At 34.2% G+C, this 18,387-nt stretch carries 14 protein-coding genes and 1 tRNA gene; 5 read left to right on the top strand and 10 right to left on the bottom strand.

Translation table 11 applies throughout. The annotated features are described in order from the left end of the window. Positions 1-20: 20 nt before the first annotated feature. The 4 genes from gyrA to PF572_00540 all read right to left on the bottom strand — a co-directional run bounded on the left by gyrA (position 21) and on the right by PF572_00540 (position 7,350). On the bottom strand, positions 21-2,612 hold the full coding sequence (gene gyrA, locus PF572_00525; protein ID MDA3839549.1) for a DNA gyrase subunit A: 2,592 nt from the start codon (positions 2,610-2,612) through the stop codon (positions 21-23). A gap of 21 nt (positions 2,613-2,633) precedes the next feature. Continuing rightward, positions 2,634-3,215 carry a hypothetical protein gene (locus tag PF572_00530; GenBank protein ID MDA3839550.1) on the bottom strand — a complete coding sequence of 194 codons (582 nt, stop codon included), beginning with the start codon at positions 3,213-3,215 and terminating at the stop codon, positions 2,634-2,636. A 743-nt stretch (positions 3,216-3,958) separates the two neighbouring features. After that, positions 3,959-4,618, bottom strand: coding sequence for an MBL fold metallo-hydrolase (locus tag PF572_00535; protein ID MDA3839551.1), 660 nt, complete (start codon positions 4,616-4,618; stop codon positions 3,959-3,961). A 44-nt stretch (positions 4,619-4,662) separates the two neighbouring features. Then, entirely contained in the window at positions 4,663-7,350 is a 2,688-nt protein-coding gene (locus PF572_00540) for a DNA translocase FtsK 4TM domain-containing protein (protein MDA3839552.1), read from the bottom strand. Positions 7,351-7,784: 434 nt separating this feature from the next. On the opposite strand from PF572_00540, the gene PF572_00545 reads away from it, so the two are divergent. Together PF572_00545 and PF572_00550 are read left to right on the top strand one after the other, a co-directional pair. Continuing rightward, entirely contained in the window at positions 7,785-8,315 is a 531-nt protein-coding gene (locus PF572_00545) for a hypothetical protein (GenBank protein MDA3839553.1), read from the top strand. 26 nt (positions 8,316-8,341) lie between these two features. Then, positions 8,342-8,875: a hypothetical protein gene (locus PF572_00550; GenBank protein MDA3839554.1), complete on the top strand. Its 534-nt coding sequence runs from the start codon at positions 8,342-8,344 to the stop codon at positions 8,873-8,875. A 73-nt stretch (positions 8,876-8,948) separates the two neighbouring features. Here the strand turns inward: PF572_00550 and PF572_00555 are convergent, their stop codons facing one another. The 6 genes from PF572_00555 to PF572_00580 all read right to left on the bottom strand — a co-directional run bounded on the left by PF572_00555 (position 8,949) and on the right by PF572_00580 (position 15,526). Further along, positions 8,949-9,857 (bottom strand): FAD-dependent oxidoreductase, encoded by a 909-nt coding sequence (locus PF572_00555; protein MDA3839555.1) that lies wholly within the window; start codon positions 9,855-9,857, stop codon positions 8,949-8,951. Between the two features lie 191 nt (positions 9,858-10,048). Further along, positions 10,049-11,290 carry a Glu/Leu/Phe/Val dehydrogenase gene (locus PF572_00560; GenBank protein ID MDA3839556.1) on the bottom strand — a complete coding sequence of 414 codons (1,242 nt, stop codon included), beginning with the start codon at positions 11,288-11,290 and terminating at the stop codon, positions 10,049-10,051. Positions 11,291-11,294: 4 nt separating this feature from the next. Beyond that, positions 11,295-11,537 carry a metal-sensitive transcriptional regulator gene (locus PF572_00565; protein MDA3839557.1) on the bottom strand — a complete coding sequence of 81 codons (243 nt, stop codon included), beginning with the start codon at positions 11,535-11,537 and terminating at the stop codon, positions 11,295-11,297. Between the two features lie 123 nt (positions 11,538-11,660). Further along, on the bottom strand, positions 11,661-14,627 hold the full coding sequence (locus PF572_00570) for a lamin tail domain-containing protein (GenBank protein MDA3839558.1): 2,967 nt from the start codon (positions 14,625-14,627) through the stop codon (positions 11,661-11,663). 79 nt (positions 14,628-14,706) lie between these two features. After that, positions 14,707-14,985, bottom strand: a complete 279-nt coding sequence (locus PF572_00575) for a hypothetical protein (protein MDA3839559.1) — start codon at positions 14,983-14,985, stop codon at positions 14,707-14,709. Positions 14,986-15,118: 133 nt separating this feature from the next. After that, positions 15,119-15,526 (bottom strand): hypothetical protein, encoded by a 408-nt coding sequence (locus tag PF572_00580; protein MDA3839560.1) that lies wholly within the window; start codon positions 15,524-15,526, stop codon positions 15,119-15,121. A 101-nt stretch (positions 15,527-15,627) separates the two neighbouring features. Here PF572_00580 and PF572_00585 point away from each other — a divergent pair, with 101 nt between their 5' ends. From PF572_00585 to PF572_00595, 3 genes are all read left to right on the top strand, one after another. After that, on the top strand, positions 15,628-16,143 hold the full coding sequence (locus PF572_00585) for a hypothetical protein (protein ID MDA3839561.1): 516 nt from the start codon (positions 15,628-15,630) through the stop codon (positions 16,141-16,143). A gap of 54 nt (positions 16,144-16,197) precedes the next feature. Next, positions 16,198-16,270 (top strand) — tRNA-Cys (locus PF572_00590). A 1,000-nt stretch (positions 16,271-17,270) separates the two neighbouring features. Further along, complete coding sequence (locus tag PF572_00595) at positions 17,271-17,663, top strand: TraR/DksA C4-type zinc finger protein (GenBank protein MDA3839562.1); 393 nt, start codon at positions 17,271-17,273, stop codon at positions 17,661-17,663. Positions 17,664-18,387 lie beyond the last annotated feature (724 nt).

Below are 18,387 nucleotides of genomic sequence, written 5' to 3' on the forward strand. Positions count from 1 at the left end.
ACTTTTAACTTTTTACTTTCCTATACCCAAGTTACTGAGGAGACGTGGTCATCTTCTTTTTTGAATCGCATCAATTTAACTCCCTGAGTATCTCTCCCTGACTGTACGACAGATTTGAATGGCAACCGAATAACCTGTCCTGCTTCAGATATTATCACTAAATCGCTATCTTTCATAGTCTCTGAGTCAAGAACATATGAATTAACAATTTTACCTGTTTTTTCGGTCACTTTTGCAGTTTTTATACCAGAGCCACTTCTTCCTTGAACCTTATACAAATTTAGATTGGTTCTCTTTCCATAGCCCTTTTCCATAACCGATAAAACTTGTATTTTGCCTTTTTTGTCATCTCCCTGATTAATTACCCCCATTCCAACTAACTTGTCGTCTTTTTTAATTCTAATTCCAGAAACACCAGAAGCACCTCGACCCATATCGCGAACATCTGCTTCTTTAAATCGGATAGACTGACCACCGGCTGTAATCAATTGAATATGATCTTTTCCAGTTGTTGGTTTAGCCCAAATAAGGGCGTCTTCATCTTTTATTTTAATAGCAATCAAACCAGACCTTCTAACATTTCCAAAATCTTCAATCTTCACTTTTTTAACTAACCCTTTTTCGGTAGCAAAGAACAAATACTTATACTCAATTACTTTATCCATAGGAAGGATTGAAGTTACTTTTTCTGTTGGCATTAGTTGAAGAAAATTTACAATAGCAGAGCCCTTTGTAGTTCTAGTTGATTGTGGTATTTCATGAACTTTCAATTGAAAAACTCTACCTTTAGTTGTAAAAAACAAAACATCATTATGAGTCATGCTATTGAACATAAATTCAACACTATCTTCTTCTTTTGTTGTTAAACCAACAACTCCTTTACCACCTCTTGATTGAACCTTGAATGTATCGGGTGAAAGCCTTTTTATATAACCATCACCAGTCATCATAACAAATGTCTCTTCGTTTGGTACAAGGTCTTCAACGGAAAAATCTTTAACTCCACGGGCTATCACTTGTGTTCTTCTGACACAATCACCTTTAGCAATGAGTTCGTTTATATCATCTTTAATAATTTTTGCTACTTTAATCTTTGAGGCTAGAATTGACTCTAGGTCACTGATTAATTTCATTTTTTCTTTTAGCTCATTTTCAATTTTCAATTTTTCTAGATTAGCAAGGCTTTGCAAGCGCATTTCTAGAATTGCTATAGCCTGAATTTCGGATAGCTTGAACTTCTTCATTAGGTTTGTTTTTGCAACCTCTTTGTCTTTTGAAGCCTTAATAATTTTTATTACAGCATCGATGTTTTTGAGAGCAATCATTAAACCTTCCAAAATATGAGCTCTTGCTTTTGCTTTTCTTAATTCAAATTCAGTTCTTCTCCTTATGACATTTGTTCTATGTTTAATATACTCTTCCAAGACCATCTTTAGAGTCAAAACCTTTGGTTGGATACCGTCAATTAGGGCAAGTAAGTTTACATGAAAAGTTGTTTGCAGCTGAGTCTGTTTGTATAGACTATTGATAATCTTTTTCGGATAGGCGTCTCTTTTTAAATCCACTACAACCCTAACTCCGTCTTTATCAGATTCATCACGCAGATCCTTAATGCCTTCTATTTTTTTATTCTTAACAAGATCGGCAATTTTTTCTACAAAAACAGATTTATTTGTTTGATATGGAAGTTCTGAAATAATAATTTGAAAAAACCCAGGTTTTGGTTCAACTATTTCGGCCCTACCCCGCAAAACAATACCTCCACGTCCAGTGGCGTAAGCTTGTTTAATATCTCTTTTATCATAAATAATTCCAGCTGTTGGAAAATCAGGACCCTTTACAAATTCCATTAGATCGTCGACGTTTGCGTCTGGATTATCTAATAAATGATTAATAGCATCTCCTAGCTCTCTTAGGTTGTGAGGAGGAATATTTGTAGACATACCAACAGCAATACCCATTGTTCCATTTAAAAGAAGCTGAGGAAGTTTAGCCGGCATTACTTGCGGTTCATTTTGAGACCCATCATAGTTTGGCACGAAATCAACCGTATCTTTATCAATATCAAAAAGCATTTCTTCGGCTATGGCTGAAAGCTTGGCCTCGGTATAACGCATAGCAGCTGCACCATCGCCATCCATGGATCCAAAATTACCTTGACCACGAACAAGAGGATAACGCATAGAAAAATCTTGTGCCAAACGAACCATGGCCTCATAAACTGAAGAATCTCCATGAGGATGATACTTACCAAGAACTTCACCAACAACCGTAGCCGATTTTCTAAATTTACCATTGGCCCTGAGTCCAAGACTCCACATAGCATAAAGTATTCTTCTATGAACAGGCTTGAGTCCATCACGAACATCGGGAAGTGCACGAGAAACAATAACGCTCATCGCATAATCGAGATATGACTTCTTCATCTCATCAGTTATAACTTCTGGAATGATTGTTCCATAAGATGTTTCTGTTTTTTCACTAACTATCAAATGCTCCTTTTCCTCCGCTTCTCCTTTATTTTTATCTTGACTTTCCTCTTCATCTTTATTTTTATTGTTTCCCAGTCCACCACCTTTGGCTGAGCCATTCACCTTGTCTTTCTTTTTCATTATATCTTATATAAATATTTATTATTCCTGCCTGCCGGTAGGCATGGCAACATTTTTTTCTAAAAGTTTTTCTTTTAATTCTTCCATTGATACATCAACTGAATTTTCAATTGAATCTGATTCTGGAAGAACTTTCTGTTCTGGCATTTCTAAAATAGTCTGATCTTCCTCAATGTCTGAGTCACTTATCTCCTTATTAATAACTTCTTTTATTTCTTTATAATCATCGACCATACTACCAACATTACTCTTAATCATTTCCATCTGATTATCAATCCCAACTTCCTCCTCATCGCTACTAACGAGAGTGCTAATTTGGAATTTGAAATTGTAGGCATAAAAAAATATTATTAACAACATGAAAAAACCTACCCCCGAAATAAGCGTCAATCGCTTATTCCTCTCAACGTGATCAACGTAGTTTTCCACATAATGTTCAACCTTATCATCAAATCCCTCAATAAACTCTTCCTTGTCGATTGTCCTCTCTGCTACAGTCTTTTCCTCCTTTTTCGTCTTATTTACACGAACATTCAGCTTATGGCCCAGTCCACTTTCTCTGATTTTACCATTCACCTCGACTTTTTTGCTACTCTTTATCATATATAACAATAAAAATCACTCTTAGGGAGTGTTTATCTTTCTAAATTCTAGCAAATAAATAATTGTAAGTAAAGAGGGAGGGGGAATTTCGAATTTAGAATTGTGAATTTCTAATGAATGTTTTAATTTTTAATAGCTAATTTGGCAATATTTATCACTTTTTCGTATTGCGCTTATAATTAGGATTTAAAACGCTCTATTATTAACCGATTTTGGATAATAAGCACAATTTCTAATAAAACTCTTTTGCATCACAAACTTAGTTATCTACTGAGATATCTCAGTAGATAACTTTTTATCGTATTAATTCTAAATTATCATTCAATTCTTCTTTATTGTGAACATTGGGAAATTTTGGAGGAGAATAAAGCGCCTGCCTGCCGGTAGACAGGTAGAAAGCTCAATAAAATGTCCGCTGTTTGAGTAATGTAGTGTTAACGAAATGACGAGTTCGGAATTTTATTAGCTTTCATAGCGGAATGATCCAAAATTTTCTCAGAGAACGTTTTCCTGCCTGCCGCCAGGCAGGTGCTACTTTTATATGCCCGATTCGCCAACGGGGAAGACAAAATGCCCTTGGGGTGAAAAAGTGCTTAAAAAAATAGTATAATTTAAACTCATCATTTAGATATAATTTATTTTATTCAAATAATATTTTTTTCTGAATTCCCAGTCAAGCTGAAAATTACAACGAAAAAGAGGCAAAAAATTGCCTCTTTTTTCATATCTAATTTATAATTATTTTATTCTTTTTCCATTATAATCAATTCCATTTCATCTTGTGGCAAATCTTTTTTATTTATTCTTACCTTTTCTTCATAGGTAGGTTTTATTCCAATTTCTTTTATGAATTTATCTACTCCGTCAATATCTTTAAAATTAGCAGACATTCCTTTTACTTTATAGTGCATTGGAATTACAATTCTTGGTTCAATTTGAGATATTACTTCAACTGCCTTTTTAGCGTCCAAAGTATATCGTCCACCAACTGGGATTAACAAAATGTCAGTACCAACAAGCCCTTGCAACTGCTTGTTATCAAGAACATGTCCCAAGTCACCTAAATGCGTAACCACAATACCATCCATCTCAAACCTAAAAATAACATTTTTACCTCTTTCGGCTCCTTTTTTTTCGTCATGAAAAGAGTCTACTCCTAAAATAGAAACGCCCTTCACGTCATACTCTCCAGCAGAATCCATAATATATGGATTTCCTTTTATTGCTGCTTTATTACTATGATCTTCATGTTCGTGACTAATAGTTAGAATATCCGCTTCAAGGGTTGGCATTTTCAGACCAACATATTTTGAATCAAAAGGATCTGTAATAAGCGTTGTTCCCTCACTCCCTGTTTTATCTTGAAATTTAAAGCATGAGTGTTTTAGCCATGTTATATGCATATTTTATAATTAATAATTATTTTTTATATTTATGATTATATTACTTATCTTGAAAAAAGTTTATCTGAAGGCATCCCACTTTTCTTTTCTGAGTCACGTGGAAGTGATTCATCTATATCTTCGTCAGAAGTTTCCGCGGGATCTTTCATCTCTTCTTCATCATCATCTTCCTCTTCATCTATATCTTCATTTTCATCTTCCGTCAAGTCATCTTCTGATTCGCGTGTGAGCGAATCATCAGCCACTTCGAAGGAGTTTTCGGTGGAATTTTCCTCTTCCTCTTCTTCCTCCTCCTCTTCCTCTTCCTCTTCTTCCTCTTCTTCTTCAATCTCTTCATCAATTGGTTTTAAAATTGTAGCAGTCTCATCATCCCCAAGATAATTATCAGGTGCGACAGATTCTGCCCTATTATGAAGATTGGTACCACTAGTTCCTTGAACCACCATGTTTTCATATTGTTCTTGTGATATCATAATCTCTCTAGGTTTAGCTCCATTGGCAGCACCAACCACTCCCATCTCCTCAAGAAAATCTAGGAGTTTAGCAGCTCTAGCATAGCCGATGCTTAATTTTCTTTGTAAGTATGACGCTGAAGCTTTTTGGTCGTTGATTACAATTTCTTTCGCTTCCTCTAGGCGTGCGTCCCCTCCGTCACCATCACCACCACCATTAAAATCAGAACCGGGTCCACCAATACCACGAACTTTGTGATTATCAGTAACACTCTCAACGTAAGTTGTTTCTCCACCACGTTTTTTAATTATTTTAATAATCTTTTTAATGTCAAAGTCACTAACGAATGCTCCTTGGATTCTAACTGGTTTTGAAAGTTCGGCTGTTGAGAAAAGCATATCTCCTCGACCAAGTAATTTCTCCGCACCAAGTGAATCAAGAATAGTTCTCGAATCAGTTCCTGACGCTACAGAAAAGGCAATACGAGAAGGCATGTTTGCTTTAATTAACCCAGTAATAACATCAACGCTTGGTCTTTGGGTGGCTAGAACCAAATGAATACCAACAGCACGCGCCATTTGAGCTAAACGAATAATAGCCGCCTCAATTTCCTTTGCTGCTATCACCATCAAATCCGCAAGTTCATCAATAACAAAAACGATATATGGCATTTTATTTTTAGAAACTTCATTGTATGATTGAATATTTTTTTTGTGTTTCTTTTGAAGTGTTTCATATCGCCTATCCATTTCCTTCAAACACCACTTAAGCGCATTCACTGTTTTATCAACATCTGTGATTACTGGAGTTAAAAGATAAGGAATGCCATCATAAGCTGGCAATTCAACTCTCTTCGGATCTACCATAATAAAACGTAATTCATCGGGAGTATTTTGGTATAACAAACTTACAATAATGGTATTTAGACAAACTGATTTACCAGAATTAGTTGCACCAGCCACAAGAAGATGAGGCATTTTAGTAATATCATAAAGCCAAGGTTTTCCAGAGACATCAACCCCAAGAGCTACCATTAGATTACTATTTCTTTCCTGATATTCTTTACTCTTTAAAAGCTCTCTTAAAGTAACTATCGCTTTTGTTTCATTTGGAACCTCAACTCCAACCAGTGATTTATTTGGAATTGGCGCTTCAATCCTAATTGGGTGAGCTGCTAGGGCAAGGGCTAAATCATTGCTCAATCCAGTTATTTTAGCAAGCTTAACACCCTCTGAAGGTTTAAAAGTATATTGAGTTACGGTTGGCCCGATAGAGACGGCCCCCATCTCAACTGGAATATGAAAATTTTCCAAGGTAGAGCGAATTATTTCTGTATTGTTTTTGATATCACCACTTCTTGGTTTTTCTTTTCCACTACTCAAAGCATTTATTGGGATTTCAAGACTCGCCCCCGTGTTTTGCCACCAACTAGCCTCAGCCAAAGCATTCTTTACTGCCTGACCTTCCGTGACAGGGGAGGCACCAATAATTTTACTATTAAATTTTGGTTCGGTTGTTTCCTCCTCATCTTCTCCTTCAGGCTCATCGTCTTCTTCTTCGTCCTCTTTAACCTCATCAAGCTTAATTTCTTCTTCAGTCTCAAAATTTTCCTCTTCTTCTTCCTCTTCACGCTCTTCTTCTCTTGCAATTTTCTTAAGTTCTCTATTTTCACTCATGTTAACTATCTTTTCAATAACAAAAGAAATTGGGAAAAATAATTTAGCCAAGAAACTTTCTCTCCCAAAAAGTCCCGAAAGAGAAGTATTAAAAGTTAGAATCAAAGAGATAATAAAAAGACAAACAAATGTTATCCAGGAAGCATAAATACCTAAGAAATCAAATGAATATTGTGCTATAAAAAGACCCAAATATCCCCCACCAATACCATCAGAGACACTAGTACTCCAATAACCCTGATCAACGATAAACTGCATTACAGTCTCAATAGATAATATAAAAATAATTAAACCAAAATAGTTAGATTTGCGAACTTCAAATCTTTCATCATTAAAAAGAACTAAGCCTAGGATAATTATAATTAAAGGTATTAATAATTTTCCCCAACCAAAAGCAAGCTCAAGTCCAAGAGAGATATATACTCCGACTACACCGGCTGCATTAAAAATACCAAGAACGCCAAGAGCTCCCAGAATTATCATTATTAAAATATAAATACTTCTTTTAACGTCAGGATCCAAATCAAAGCTTGGAATGCTAGGTAGGACAAAATAATCTATAAAGTCTTTTTTTCTTTTTTTGTATTTTCTTTTTTTGGCCATATTAAATATTAAAAATAATTTTCAGTGTAATCTTACATTTCTACGAGACAAAATAAAGCTAAATATTAGCTCTCTTTTGATTATATCACGATAGTTTATAATATGGAATATAATAATGACCTCCTCCCCGGACATCGGCGATTAAGGTGACTACGAGAGTTGCTTTCTAGACGGCCTCTTGTTCGGGGTTTCCTGGGTATTAAATAAGAAACAAGCCCTCACGCACGTGAAGACTTGAGTCCCTATAATTGTCCCTAACAATTACTCATTATATAATACAAACTTCTTCTAATTTTGTTACATAAAAAGCTTTTATCTATATTGACAAACAGCTCTTTTTCTATTAATATAAAATATTATTTATAAAAAATAATATGTTCTTTTCATCGATGGTATTTACCATCACATTCATACACTAAAAGGAGGCACACGGAATGAATAATACTGGAAATTTTGGTCTTATCGACAGTAATGGTGAAGCATGTTCAATTCATTATTTTGATAATATGCTTTTGGGCAAAAAACAAAACACTCTTGCGTTTATGCGTGACAAAAAGTATCTGCACTATCGCACTTCACCAAGCAAAGACTCTTTCAGACATATCGATTTCATAAGGAATGTAAATGATTTCAAATTACTAGGCCTAGCCATGTCACAAATTCATTTCCTTGGGGGATATCTAGAAGAAGATCAAGAAGATTACTATCTTTGGAAATTTGGTAAAAAAATAACTACTGAAAATAATGTAGTGAAAACTGATTACATGATTTTCAGTGCTAAAAACAAAACCGTGAATATTTACGAAAATCGCAAAAGTGATCCAATTTTTACCTTAATTCTAAATTTAAAAAATGAAAGTGATGTTTTTCAATTCGCCAGTTTGTTTGCAGCTCTCAAGAATTCTGTCGCTCAAGAATTAGAACCTGACTCAAAGAAAGAAGATATCTCTTATTGTTTTATCTAGACTTAACTCAGAAGAGGATTCAAAAAATGGCGCTTACTTATCTTGGAGAAAAAACTCGTCTTAAAATCTATGACCATGCTCACTTCAACCCTCTCACAAAAGAACTTTCTCTGGTACGATTTCAAAATAATAATACTGATAAGCACGTAATGTATCTTAACAATTTTCCGTATACTTTAGTAGATTCCATAAAAAATATAGAAGACTTTTATTCACTTTGTAAGTATTTGGGAAATATTTCTTGCTTAAATGGAAAACTTATCAAAACCGGTGGGAACATATTTATTTGGAAATTCACCAGTGGTCAAAAAGGATCTGCAGTAACAATTTCAGATGAAGCTACTTCAAGTTTTGAAAGCGAGCTTAAATATATCAAGTTTTCTACCCCAATCCCCGACAATATTGGCCTGCAGTCTTACATTTATGCTGACGGGGTTCGGGATGAATATTTTTATGACTCATTGTTACGACTTACGTGTCTACTTTCAGACAGTGAGTACACAATCATAAAAGAAAAGAGAAAAGGCCCTGTTTTTAAACGCTCCTTCTCCTCAGTCTAAAGAAATGATTGTTTTTGCTCTTTCCTAAACCAAAGGCACGACTTGAACCTAAGTCGTGCTTTTTAATTTTTATTTATTTTTGCAAATACGTTGAAATATCTTCCGCAGCTATTGCGCCTTCAGAAGCGGCTGTTACAATTTGGGCAAAATTATTTGAACCATTTGTTATGTCTCCCGCTGCCCAAAGTCCGTCGATTGAAGTCCTCCCATCAAGCCCTACGTTTATATATCCTCTTTCATCAAGTTCTACTCCAATGTTTTTAACCACTTCTGTATTTGGGTCAAGGCCAATTTCTACAAAAAGACCATCCACAGAAAATTCATTACTTCCCATATATTCATTATCAAACACAAGCGTCTCTACTTTGAATTCACCTTTTATTTCAAGGACATTTGTATTATTAATAATTTCAATTTTTGGATTTTTTTCTATTGCATCTAACCAATACCTTTCAGCTCGAACATTTTCTTTCCTATAAACTATATAAACTTTCTCAGCAATATTTCCAAGATGTACAGCGGCTGCAGCGGCTGAGTTATTCCCTCCAACAACAGCAACAGTTTTTCCTCGATAGAAAAATCCATCACAAGTAGCACAAAATGAAACACCCCTACCTAGGAACTCTTTTTCACCAGGAATATTTAAATGTCTATGCTTAGTTCCAGTTGCTACTATTATTACCCTAGCTTTTTCTTCTCCCTCACTAGTTTTTATAATAAAATTTTTATCTTCCTTTTTTATTTCCTTCACCTGAATATTTTTTATTTCTGTTCCAAAGCTCATAGCATGCTCCGCTGCTTTTTGAGCAAAATCAGCTCCCGAGATAGCAATATCCCCAAGCCAATTCCCAATTTCATGGGTCTCAGTAGTCAATCCTCCAGGAATCTGACCAATTATTGTGTTTTTTATTCCATACCGTGAAGCATAGACAGAAGCCGAAAGCCCAGCCGGACCAGCTCCAATAATTATTAAATCTTTCATAGTTCTCAATTGTTATTTTTTTTATGTCATCCTGAACCTGATTCAGGAACTTCTATTTATTAAAAATTCTAAGCACTAAGTACCAAATTCTAAACAAATAATAAATTCAAAATATCTAAATAGAACATTTTTTGAATTTTAATATTTGAATTTGTTTAGAATTTGTATTTTAGGATTTAGAATTTTAAAATCTACCCTCTCCCTCTGTCTTTCATCGCTTGGGCAACTCTTGAAACCGCCAAAGCATATGCTCCCATTCTCATGCTAGTTTGATATTCTTCCTTCTTCTCCCAAACTTCAATAAATGATTTATCCATTATTGCCTTTAGTTTAGCAAGAACTTCTTCTTCGGACCAATAAAATCCATAAGAGTTTTGAACCTGTTCCAAATATGAAACTGCAACACCACCGGCGTTCGCTAAAATATCAGGAATAACTAAAATATTTTTCTCATTTAATATTTTATCAGCGACCGGCGTAACTGGACCATTGGCAAGTTCTACTATTATTTTAGCTTTTACACTTTTTGCATTATCTTCATTTATATAATCCTCGAGTGCAGCTGGAACCAAAATATCAACATCTTGTGAGATACCCATTTCTGGCTCTAAACATTCTCCGCCTTCATAATTATGGACTGAACCAGTCAAATTTTTATATGCTTGAAGTTTTCTAACATCAAGCCCCATCGGGTTAACAATCGTCCCCTTGGAATCACTAGCCCCGATTATTTTGTAACCTTTATCTTGAAGAATTTGTGCCAAATTTGCACCGGCATTTCCAAAACCATTAAAAGCGACTGTCGCTCCTTTACCAAGCCCAACTTTTTTAGCTGCCATGTCTAGGACATAGGCCGCCCCTTGAGCGGTTGAGAATGAACGCCCTTCAGAACCACCAAGATTCAGTGGCTTTCCTGTTATTACTCCCTTCACATGTTCACCTGTCATTCTTTCGTATTCATCCAACATCCAACCCATAATACGCGCATCGGTATACACATCTGGAGCAGGGATATCAATATTTGGACCAATTATTTTATAAATTGCTCTGATATATCCACGAGAAAGTCTTTCTAGCTCTCCCAAAGAAAGAGTTTTTGGATCAACAATCACTCCACCCTTACCTCCACCAAGAGGAATATCAATCACGGCTGTTTTCCAGGTCATCCAAGCGCTAAGAGCTTTCACTTCATCAACTGAAACATTCGGATGAAATCTAATCCCGCCTTTAAAAGGTCCACGAGCATCATTGAATTGAGAACGATAACCTATAAATACTTTTATTTCCCCACTATCAAGTCGAACAGGAATGGAAACTTCCAATAGCCTTTGCGGTGCGAGCAATTGAGCAAAAATATTTTTATCCAACTTAATAATTTCTTTCACTTCCTTTAGCTGTTCCAAGGCATTATCATATGCGTTATATTTTTTCATATCTTTATTTTATTTTAAATAGTGTTTTTAAATACTGTTCGTCTAGCCCTTTGAGGTTTTTCTTATTACAAATTAAATCATCTTTCAATATCTCAATACCAAGAGCAGAGACTGCTTCTCTAATTGCAAGAATTTGCGCCATAACATCCATGCAAGCTTTGTCATTGTCTAACATTTTTCTAATCCCGTTAAGTTGTCCTTCTATTTTTGAAATTCTATTTTTAACCCCATCACTGGATTTTTTCATATGTTTTAATATTAATTATATACCCCTGGGGGGTATTATAATACTTTAAGAAAATTTGTCAAATAAAAAAAGGGTATTTCCCTTCTTGGAAAAACTCTCCATTAAAACAAAAAACCTCGCAGATTAAATGCGAGGTTTTCTTTTGTAAATTAAGATAAGAGACGCCAAGGCCACAAATAGCAAAACTAAAAAAATATAATCATTTTTCCTGCTATACTTTTGTCCCAATTCCCATTCGTTCACTTCGCTAAACTCTCCAAGTACTTCTCCTGTATCCGAAACACCGTATTCTTCTATATGCTCTATATCATTCTCCATTCTCGGTAATATTATATATCCATCTTTATTGGAGGTGACTACTCCAAAAATTTTAATAGCATCCCCTTCACCTAAATTCTTTTTATCTATACTTGTTCCATCTTTTATCTCAAAATTATATTTCCAGTTACCGTTATCTAACACAAATTTATTTCCATCCTTTTCTATTATCTCCCCGAGTACAAAAACAAGTTTACCTAAGTGTTCTTTTCCTAAATCACATGTCAATTCAATAGGTGTCAAAGTGTAGTCAGTATCAATAACTACAATTTCATCCCTCAGTTTTGTCTTCACTCTTGATTCTTGATTAATTTTTGAGATCTCTCCACGCACCTGTATCAGGTCACCAATGGTTAGTTCTGGGAAATCTTTTGAGTTGCTATAAATCTGCACACCACCGTCACCATCAATATAGAAATACTGGGTGCCAAACATTCCTGGCAAGGAATTAACTACTCCCTCAACCAATACTTTTTGACCCGCTCCATGTTCCTGAACCTCTCTTGGTGTTTTTAAACTAAAATAATCGGAATATTCACTAACCACAACATTATCCATTAAAATTGTTTCATTCTCATAAGAAGATATGTTGGCTTTTCCCCCAGGGCTAGCAAGGTCAGCCCAAACCCAATCTCCATTCTCATTTTTTACATAAGATTTCCCATTAAACGTTGATCTGTATTCCACTTCATCAACTAAATTATTATTACTATCAATTAATCGAACCTGGTCGTAAGAATTATTCAAAATAACTCCGCTTTCTGTTCTATTTATAATAAAATAATTTCCAGCTTCAATTATGTTGTTATCATCTTTAAGCTTATATGGTTTACTTCCCCCTTCCATATCATCCAACATCCAATCGGTAAGATTAACTGGAAAATCACTCGCGTTATATATTTCCACAAATTCTCCCTCAAGATCATCACCATCTGGATTTGGTAGAATTTCAGAAATAAATATTTTTGTTTTTCCAAAATTTAATTCATCTTTTTTCAACTCTGCATTATCACCAACCATGAGCCTATTTACAATAGTAGCTGTTTTCTCTTTTAGCGAAATATTCTCACCATCATTCACCTCTAGAATAATATTAAAAACACCGCCTTCAAAAAAAGTATGTTCTGGGTTTACTAAAATATTTTCGAAACCATCGCCAAAATCCCAATGAAAAGTTAATTCGTCACCATCCTCATCAAAAGTATCACTCGAATCAAATAAAACTGGTACACCAACAAATAATTCATCGGAAAAAGAAAAATCAACTTCAGGAGCGTGATTAATTAACCTAAATTTATTCTTCTCTCCTGGACTAGGTGTTTCACTCCAAGTCCAGTCTCTTTCTGCAAATTCTTTATTATAAAAATTCTCCGTTTCTTCTGTTTTTGTATTATTAAAACTAAAACCTTCCTCGGACTTCATGTAGGTAAGTGAGTATCTCGCCTCTTCATTCCCGGGTTGGTAAATATTTAGGGCGTCTCCTGTATTGTTTAGGGCAATGTTGGTATCACTTCTGTATAAAACCAAGTAAGCCTTAGCTTTTATGAAATCTCCTCGTTCAAATTCAAACCTATTTTTACTAGCATCTCCTATTTGCCAACCAAAAAGATTTATATCTCTCGCACCATAATTATATAGTTCTACAAATTCTTGCTTTTTCTCATCCCCTTCAGGGTTGGGGAAAATTTCACTAACAACAACAGTCTGCCCAAAATCATAGTCATCAATTTCATCTAAGCTAAATTCTTCTTCATCAAGGATAATATTAGCACTTCCTTTCGTTAACTTGATAGTTAGCCCAAAGTCATTTGAATTGTTTAGAGTGTCTCTATTGCTAATTCTAGCAACACTATATGGGTCAGTCGCAACTGGAGCATTGTCAGAAATATCACCATCATTCCATTCCCCATAAACCACGTCGTTTATTAACTTATTGTTTGGAGAGAATAATAAAATTTCATCACCACTGTTATTCAAATTTCCGCTAGGAGACCCTACTACATAGTATCCCTGAGAATTAATTATTCCATCCAGAGATGTTTTAGCTCCTGAGCCTTCTTTTATATACCAATCCTCCAAATCAATTGACTGGGTGGTGTTGTTAAATATTTCAATCCACTCTGTATCCCCATCGGCTGGATCAGAAACTATTTCATTTATTAAAATATCAGAATATTTATAAGCAATTTCGTAAACGTCCGTTGAGATCTCTTGAATATCTTCGACACTGGTCACTCCATTTTCTTCAACATCTTCAATAATAAAATTTTGAATTATATTTTCACCTCCTGGGCTTCCACTAACAACCTGACTTGTTTGCCAAGAGTTTTCATCAGCTCTTTCCATTGTTTGCTTGGTGTCATTATCACCATATTCCCAAGTAGTGCTCATATCAACAAAATCGACCAAATTATTTCCATCATCAATTAGTTCTAAATATTCTCCGGTATTCCCAAGAGAGCCGACATATATCTGATTCGCTACTTTTTGAGTAACTGTATTATCATCAGTCCTTTCAAGCAAAAAATATCCATAAGCTGGAATAATTCCTTCGAGGACTATATCAGGTTGCCCATCCCTAGATTTCAGGGACCATCCACTCAAGTCAATGTCTGCATCGGTAGAATTAAAAAGTTCTATCCACTCATCGGTAGAAGATATATCAGTCCCCATCCAAGCAATTTCGTTAATCAAAACTGAGCCCGCATTAGCTCTGGCAAAACTAAAAGAGATTAAAATAAGGAATATTAAAATACTAAGTCTTTTGAACATATTAACAGTATATTATTTATCCCTAAATATTAGCACAATTCTTTAGATAAAAAAAACCACAACATTTTTTCGTTGCAGTTTAAAGTAATTCCTGATTTGTGAGAGGACAAAGCAAATGACAGTTGCGGCGAAAAAAATCTTCAGGCCCGTGGTTGTCAAAATATTGAGCAAATAATTCTTTCTTAGTTGGCTCTCTACCTAGCGCCCATTTTGCATTTTTGTAGTTATCTTCTCCTAAAATTTCAGAGATTTGTTTTTTTTGAAATTTTAAAAATGCTTTCTCTTTTTTTTCTTTCGACATTGGCTCGTCATTTCTATCAATTTCACTTTTAATTTCTTGGCAGCCATTACTTTTCATAATTTTGCCTCCATATTGAGTTTATTTTCCTTCTCTATAAAAGAACGGTTTTTAACATTGTATATAATTAAAAGGTTTTTTTCAATACAATACAAAGGGCGACTTTTGTCGCCCATCAAAAAATGAATTAAACTTATTTTAGTTGTCTAGAGGAAATATACTTTATAACTTTTTTATACTGAGCATATTTTTGTCTATGGTAAATTGTCGGACTTTCATCTACATAGATGATAACAAATGGGTCACGGAAACAAAACATATCATCTTTATTTGATTTTAAAAGACTATTCATGAAGTGCGTGTTCCCGAGAGAATACCCACAGGCTTCTTTGCAAACCCGCTTTGCAACTTCTACAAAAAGTTCGCCTGGCTTCATTCCAAAATCTTTTTTAATAAGAATGAAAGCGGAAATTTTTCTTACCAATTCAGACACCACCTCTTCTGAAAAAATCTTCTTTTTTTCACTCTTCTTAATCACGATTGTCCTCCTTTGTGTAATATATAAAGTGCAAATATAAACCAATATTAGTATAAAAATCATTATTTGTCAATCATATTTAGCTTGACAAAATACGATTGAGATGATACAATATAAGTAATAATCCTTGCTAAGCAGGGATTTTGTGTTTTTAAAGAAATTTTATGAGCAGATTACAATCCAGTCATATAAAACTCATATCGGTTGGACTAGCAAAAAAAATATCTATTATTGTTTGGGCTATTTTTGTATTTGATACACTTCTATTTCCTTCCCCAATGTTAGCAAAATACTCTGTTTATAATGTAAATGTGACTACAAAAAATAATACTAATCAAAACTTTCTTCCAGACAACAAAGATAGAGAGTATTCTGTAAAATACACAAAATATACAACAATAACAGCATATAACTCTCTTGTGGGTCAAACTGACAACACCCCCTGCATTACGGCTAATGGTTTTGATGTATGCGAACATGGGATTGAAGACACGATCGCCGCTAATTTCCTTAGATTCGGGACAAAGGTAAAAATTCCAGATCTTTTTGGTGACAGAATATTTATAGTAAGAGATAGGATGAATTCCAGATATACCAATAGAGTAGATGTTTGGTTGCTAGAAAGAAGCGACGCAATTACTCTTGGTAAAAGACTTGCTAAAATAGAGGTTTTAGAATAAAATATATATTATAATAAAAAACTCATTAATTAATGAGTTTTTTGTTATCCAGAAGGTCACGTGGCCAAGTGGTTAAGGCAGCAGTTTGCAAAACTGCTATTCATCGGTTCGAATCCGATCGTGACCTCAATAAAGTCCTTTTTGGGACTTTTTTTGTGGTTATGATCGATTCGAACCGATGTGTGTGATAAATATGCGGATATCAGAAAACTGTGCTTCTAGACAATAATAAAAGAATATAACACAAACATTTACGACTGGTTTGTTGGGGTTCACCCCTTCCCTGCCTATCGGCAGGCAGGGAATCCGATCGTGACCTCAAATAAAATCCAATTGAGGACTTTTTTGTTGTCATGGTCTGTTCGGACCTATGAGTGGGATAAACACATATGAAAGATCTAATAGCTTGGACATATGATTATAGAATACTGCCAATGTGAACATTAAAGTCTATATTAGCCTAGACTCTAATAACAGTAATTTAAACTTATCCACAGAATTTTGTGGATAAATTTCTAAAAATGGGGATAAGATTGTTGATTTAAGTCCACAAAATAGTAGACTTAAAACAATCCTGTTGATAAGTATCTTGGCACTAAAAAATTTACTTAATATTAGCCATCACGTAATTCTGGTATCTATATTGACCCAGCGTTATATACATGGTATATTAAATATACAGTTAAAGAACATTAACAAATCAAAAAATTATTTAACAAGCAATAGCTTGTTAACTGATTTTTGTTTTCTACTAACTTTAAGAAGTAGTATCGACATACTTCAAACAAAAAAACAAAAACAAAAAAAAGGAAAGTTTTATTAAAAATAAAAAAATTAATGAGATTTACCGCTAAGTAGGTAGAAAGCATAGCTTAAAAGTCGATGTAAGCTCAATTCGAGAGAATTACAACATTATCTAATCATCAATAGATGAGAACGAAATGAATTTTTTCGAACGGAGCTCAGTTGTTTGGCCTATATAATTATAAATTAGAGGCCCGTCTGGGCTCCTTTTTATTTACCCAAATCACGGCTCCCTATTGCAAAATATTGGATTATATTATAAAATATCAGTGAACAGAACGGCTCCAATTGGAGCGTTTTGTTTTAATATTTATAAAAAATGTATGGAAAACAACAACGTTCTAAGTAAAGAAGAAATCAAAGAAATCAAAGAAGGTCTAATGGGAAGAAAGAATCAAATTATTAAAGATTTAAAGAATATTAGTGAAAAAGAAAATACTGATTCTGACGAAGATTTCAAAGCATCATTCCCCGAATATGGCGACAAGGATGATGAGAATGCTCAAGAAATAAATGAATATTCAACAAACCTTGCGACAGAACAAGTTTTAGAAAAAACAATAAAAGATATAAATTTCGCACTAGCACGTATTGAGGGTGGTTCTTATGGTGTGTGTAAATACTGTGGTGAAGAGATTGGAAAGAAAAGGATGCAGGCAAGGCCTGTAGCCAGTTCTTGCGTCGCATGTAAAACAAAAATACAAGAATCTGCTTAAGATGTTTTTAAATACTAAAAAAATGGCTTTTTTATATATATTGGCCATTTTTTTTATTTCCCTAGACAGGCTAGCTAAAACGTACTTTATAAACACAGAAAATAATATAAAAATTATTGGAGACTTCTTGTCCCTAGATTATGCTGAAAACTTATATATTGCTTTCTCGATCCCTGTCTCGCCCTTATTTATCAGATACCTGAGTCTAGCACTTGTTTTAATCATAATTTTTTACTTCATAAAATCCGTTAAGAAAAGCCAAGTAATGCTAAGTATCTCTCTGTTTGTCTTGATTCTCGGTTCATTCTCCAATATTTATGATAGATTCCGATTTGGCTTTGTTATCGATTATATTAACCTTAAATACTTTACCATATTCAACATTGCTGATTCAATGATCTTCCTATCAATAATTTTCCTTAGCTATTATATTTATACTGTTGACAAAAATGAATAAAAAAATTAAATATAATTCCTTTATCATATATTATAGGAGATAACCATACTTCATAAACTAGATGACTTTACGTCAATAGATTGCATCGAAATTTGCTAAGCCTTAGAATTGACCCACATAGTTTTTTCTTCCACCAATAGTAACAGCAAAATGTGCAAGACCACGAACATAATTGACACTTTTTATTTATAACTTCTATCTAGTTTTTTATCTATTTGGTCCATTAATTTGGCTATTTTCTTCCTATTTTTCATCTTTCTAGAGTTG

The organism is Patescibacteria group bacterium (assembly GCA_027858235.1).
In the GTDB taxonomy this organism is placed as follows: domain Bacteria; phylum Patescibacteriota; class Patescibacteriia; order Patescibacteriales; family BM507; genus BM507.

Bases quoted from the DNA above. Each gene is read 5' to 3' on its own strand.
- gyrA (MDA3839549.1), bottom strand. From the start codon at position 2,612: ATGAAAAAGAAAGACAAGGTGAATGGCTCAGCCAAAGGTGGTGGACTG.
- PF572_00530 (MDA3839550.1), bottom strand. From the start codon at position 3,215: ATGATAAAGAGTAGCAAAAAAGTCGAGGTGAATGGTAAAATCAGAGAA.
- PF572_00535 (MDA3839551.1), bottom strand. From the start codon at position 4,618: ATGCATATAACATGGCTAAAACACTCATGCTTTAAATTTCAAGATAAA.
- PF572_00540 (MDA3839552.1), bottom strand. From the start codon at position 7,350: ATGGCCAAAAAAAGAAAATACAAAAAAAGAAAAAAAGACTTTATAGAT.
- PF572_00545 (MDA3839553.1), top strand. From the start codon at position 7,785: ATGAATAATACTGGAAATTTTGGTCTTATCGACAGTAATGGTGAAGCA.
- PF572_00550 (MDA3839554.1), top strand. From the start codon at position 8,342: ATGGCGCTTACTTATCTTGGAGAAAAAACTCGTCTTAAAATCTATGAC.
- PF572_00555 (MDA3839555.1), bottom strand. From the start codon at position 9,857: ATGAAAGATTTAATAATTATTGGAGCTGGTCCGGCTGGGCTTTCGGCT.
- PF572_00560 (MDA3839556.1), bottom strand. From the start codon at position 11,290: ATGAAAAAATATAACGCATATGATAATGCCTTGGAACAGCTAAAGGAA.
- PF572_00565 (MDA3839557.1), bottom strand. From the start codon at position 11,537: ATGAAAAAATCCAGTGATGGGGTTAAAAATAGAATTTCAAAAATAGAA.
- PF572_00570 (MDA3839558.1), bottom strand. From the start codon at position 14,627: ATGTTCAAAAGACTTAGTATTTTAATATTCCTTATTTTAATCTCTTTT.
- PF572_00575 (MDA3839559.1), bottom strand. From the start codon at position 14,985: ATGAAAAGTAATGGCTGCCAAGAAATTAAAAGTGAAATTGATAGAAAT.
- PF572_00580 (MDA3839560.1), bottom strand. From the start codon at position 15,526: ATGATTTTTATACTAATATTGGTTTATATTTGCACTTTATATATTACA.
- PF572_00585 (MDA3839561.1), top strand. From the start codon at position 15,628: ATGAGCAGATTACAATCCAGTCATATAAAACTCATATCGGTTGGACTA.
- PF572_00595 (MDA3839562.1), top strand. From the start codon at position 17,271: ATGGAAAACAACAACGTTCTAAGTAAAGAAGAAATCAAAGAAATCAAA.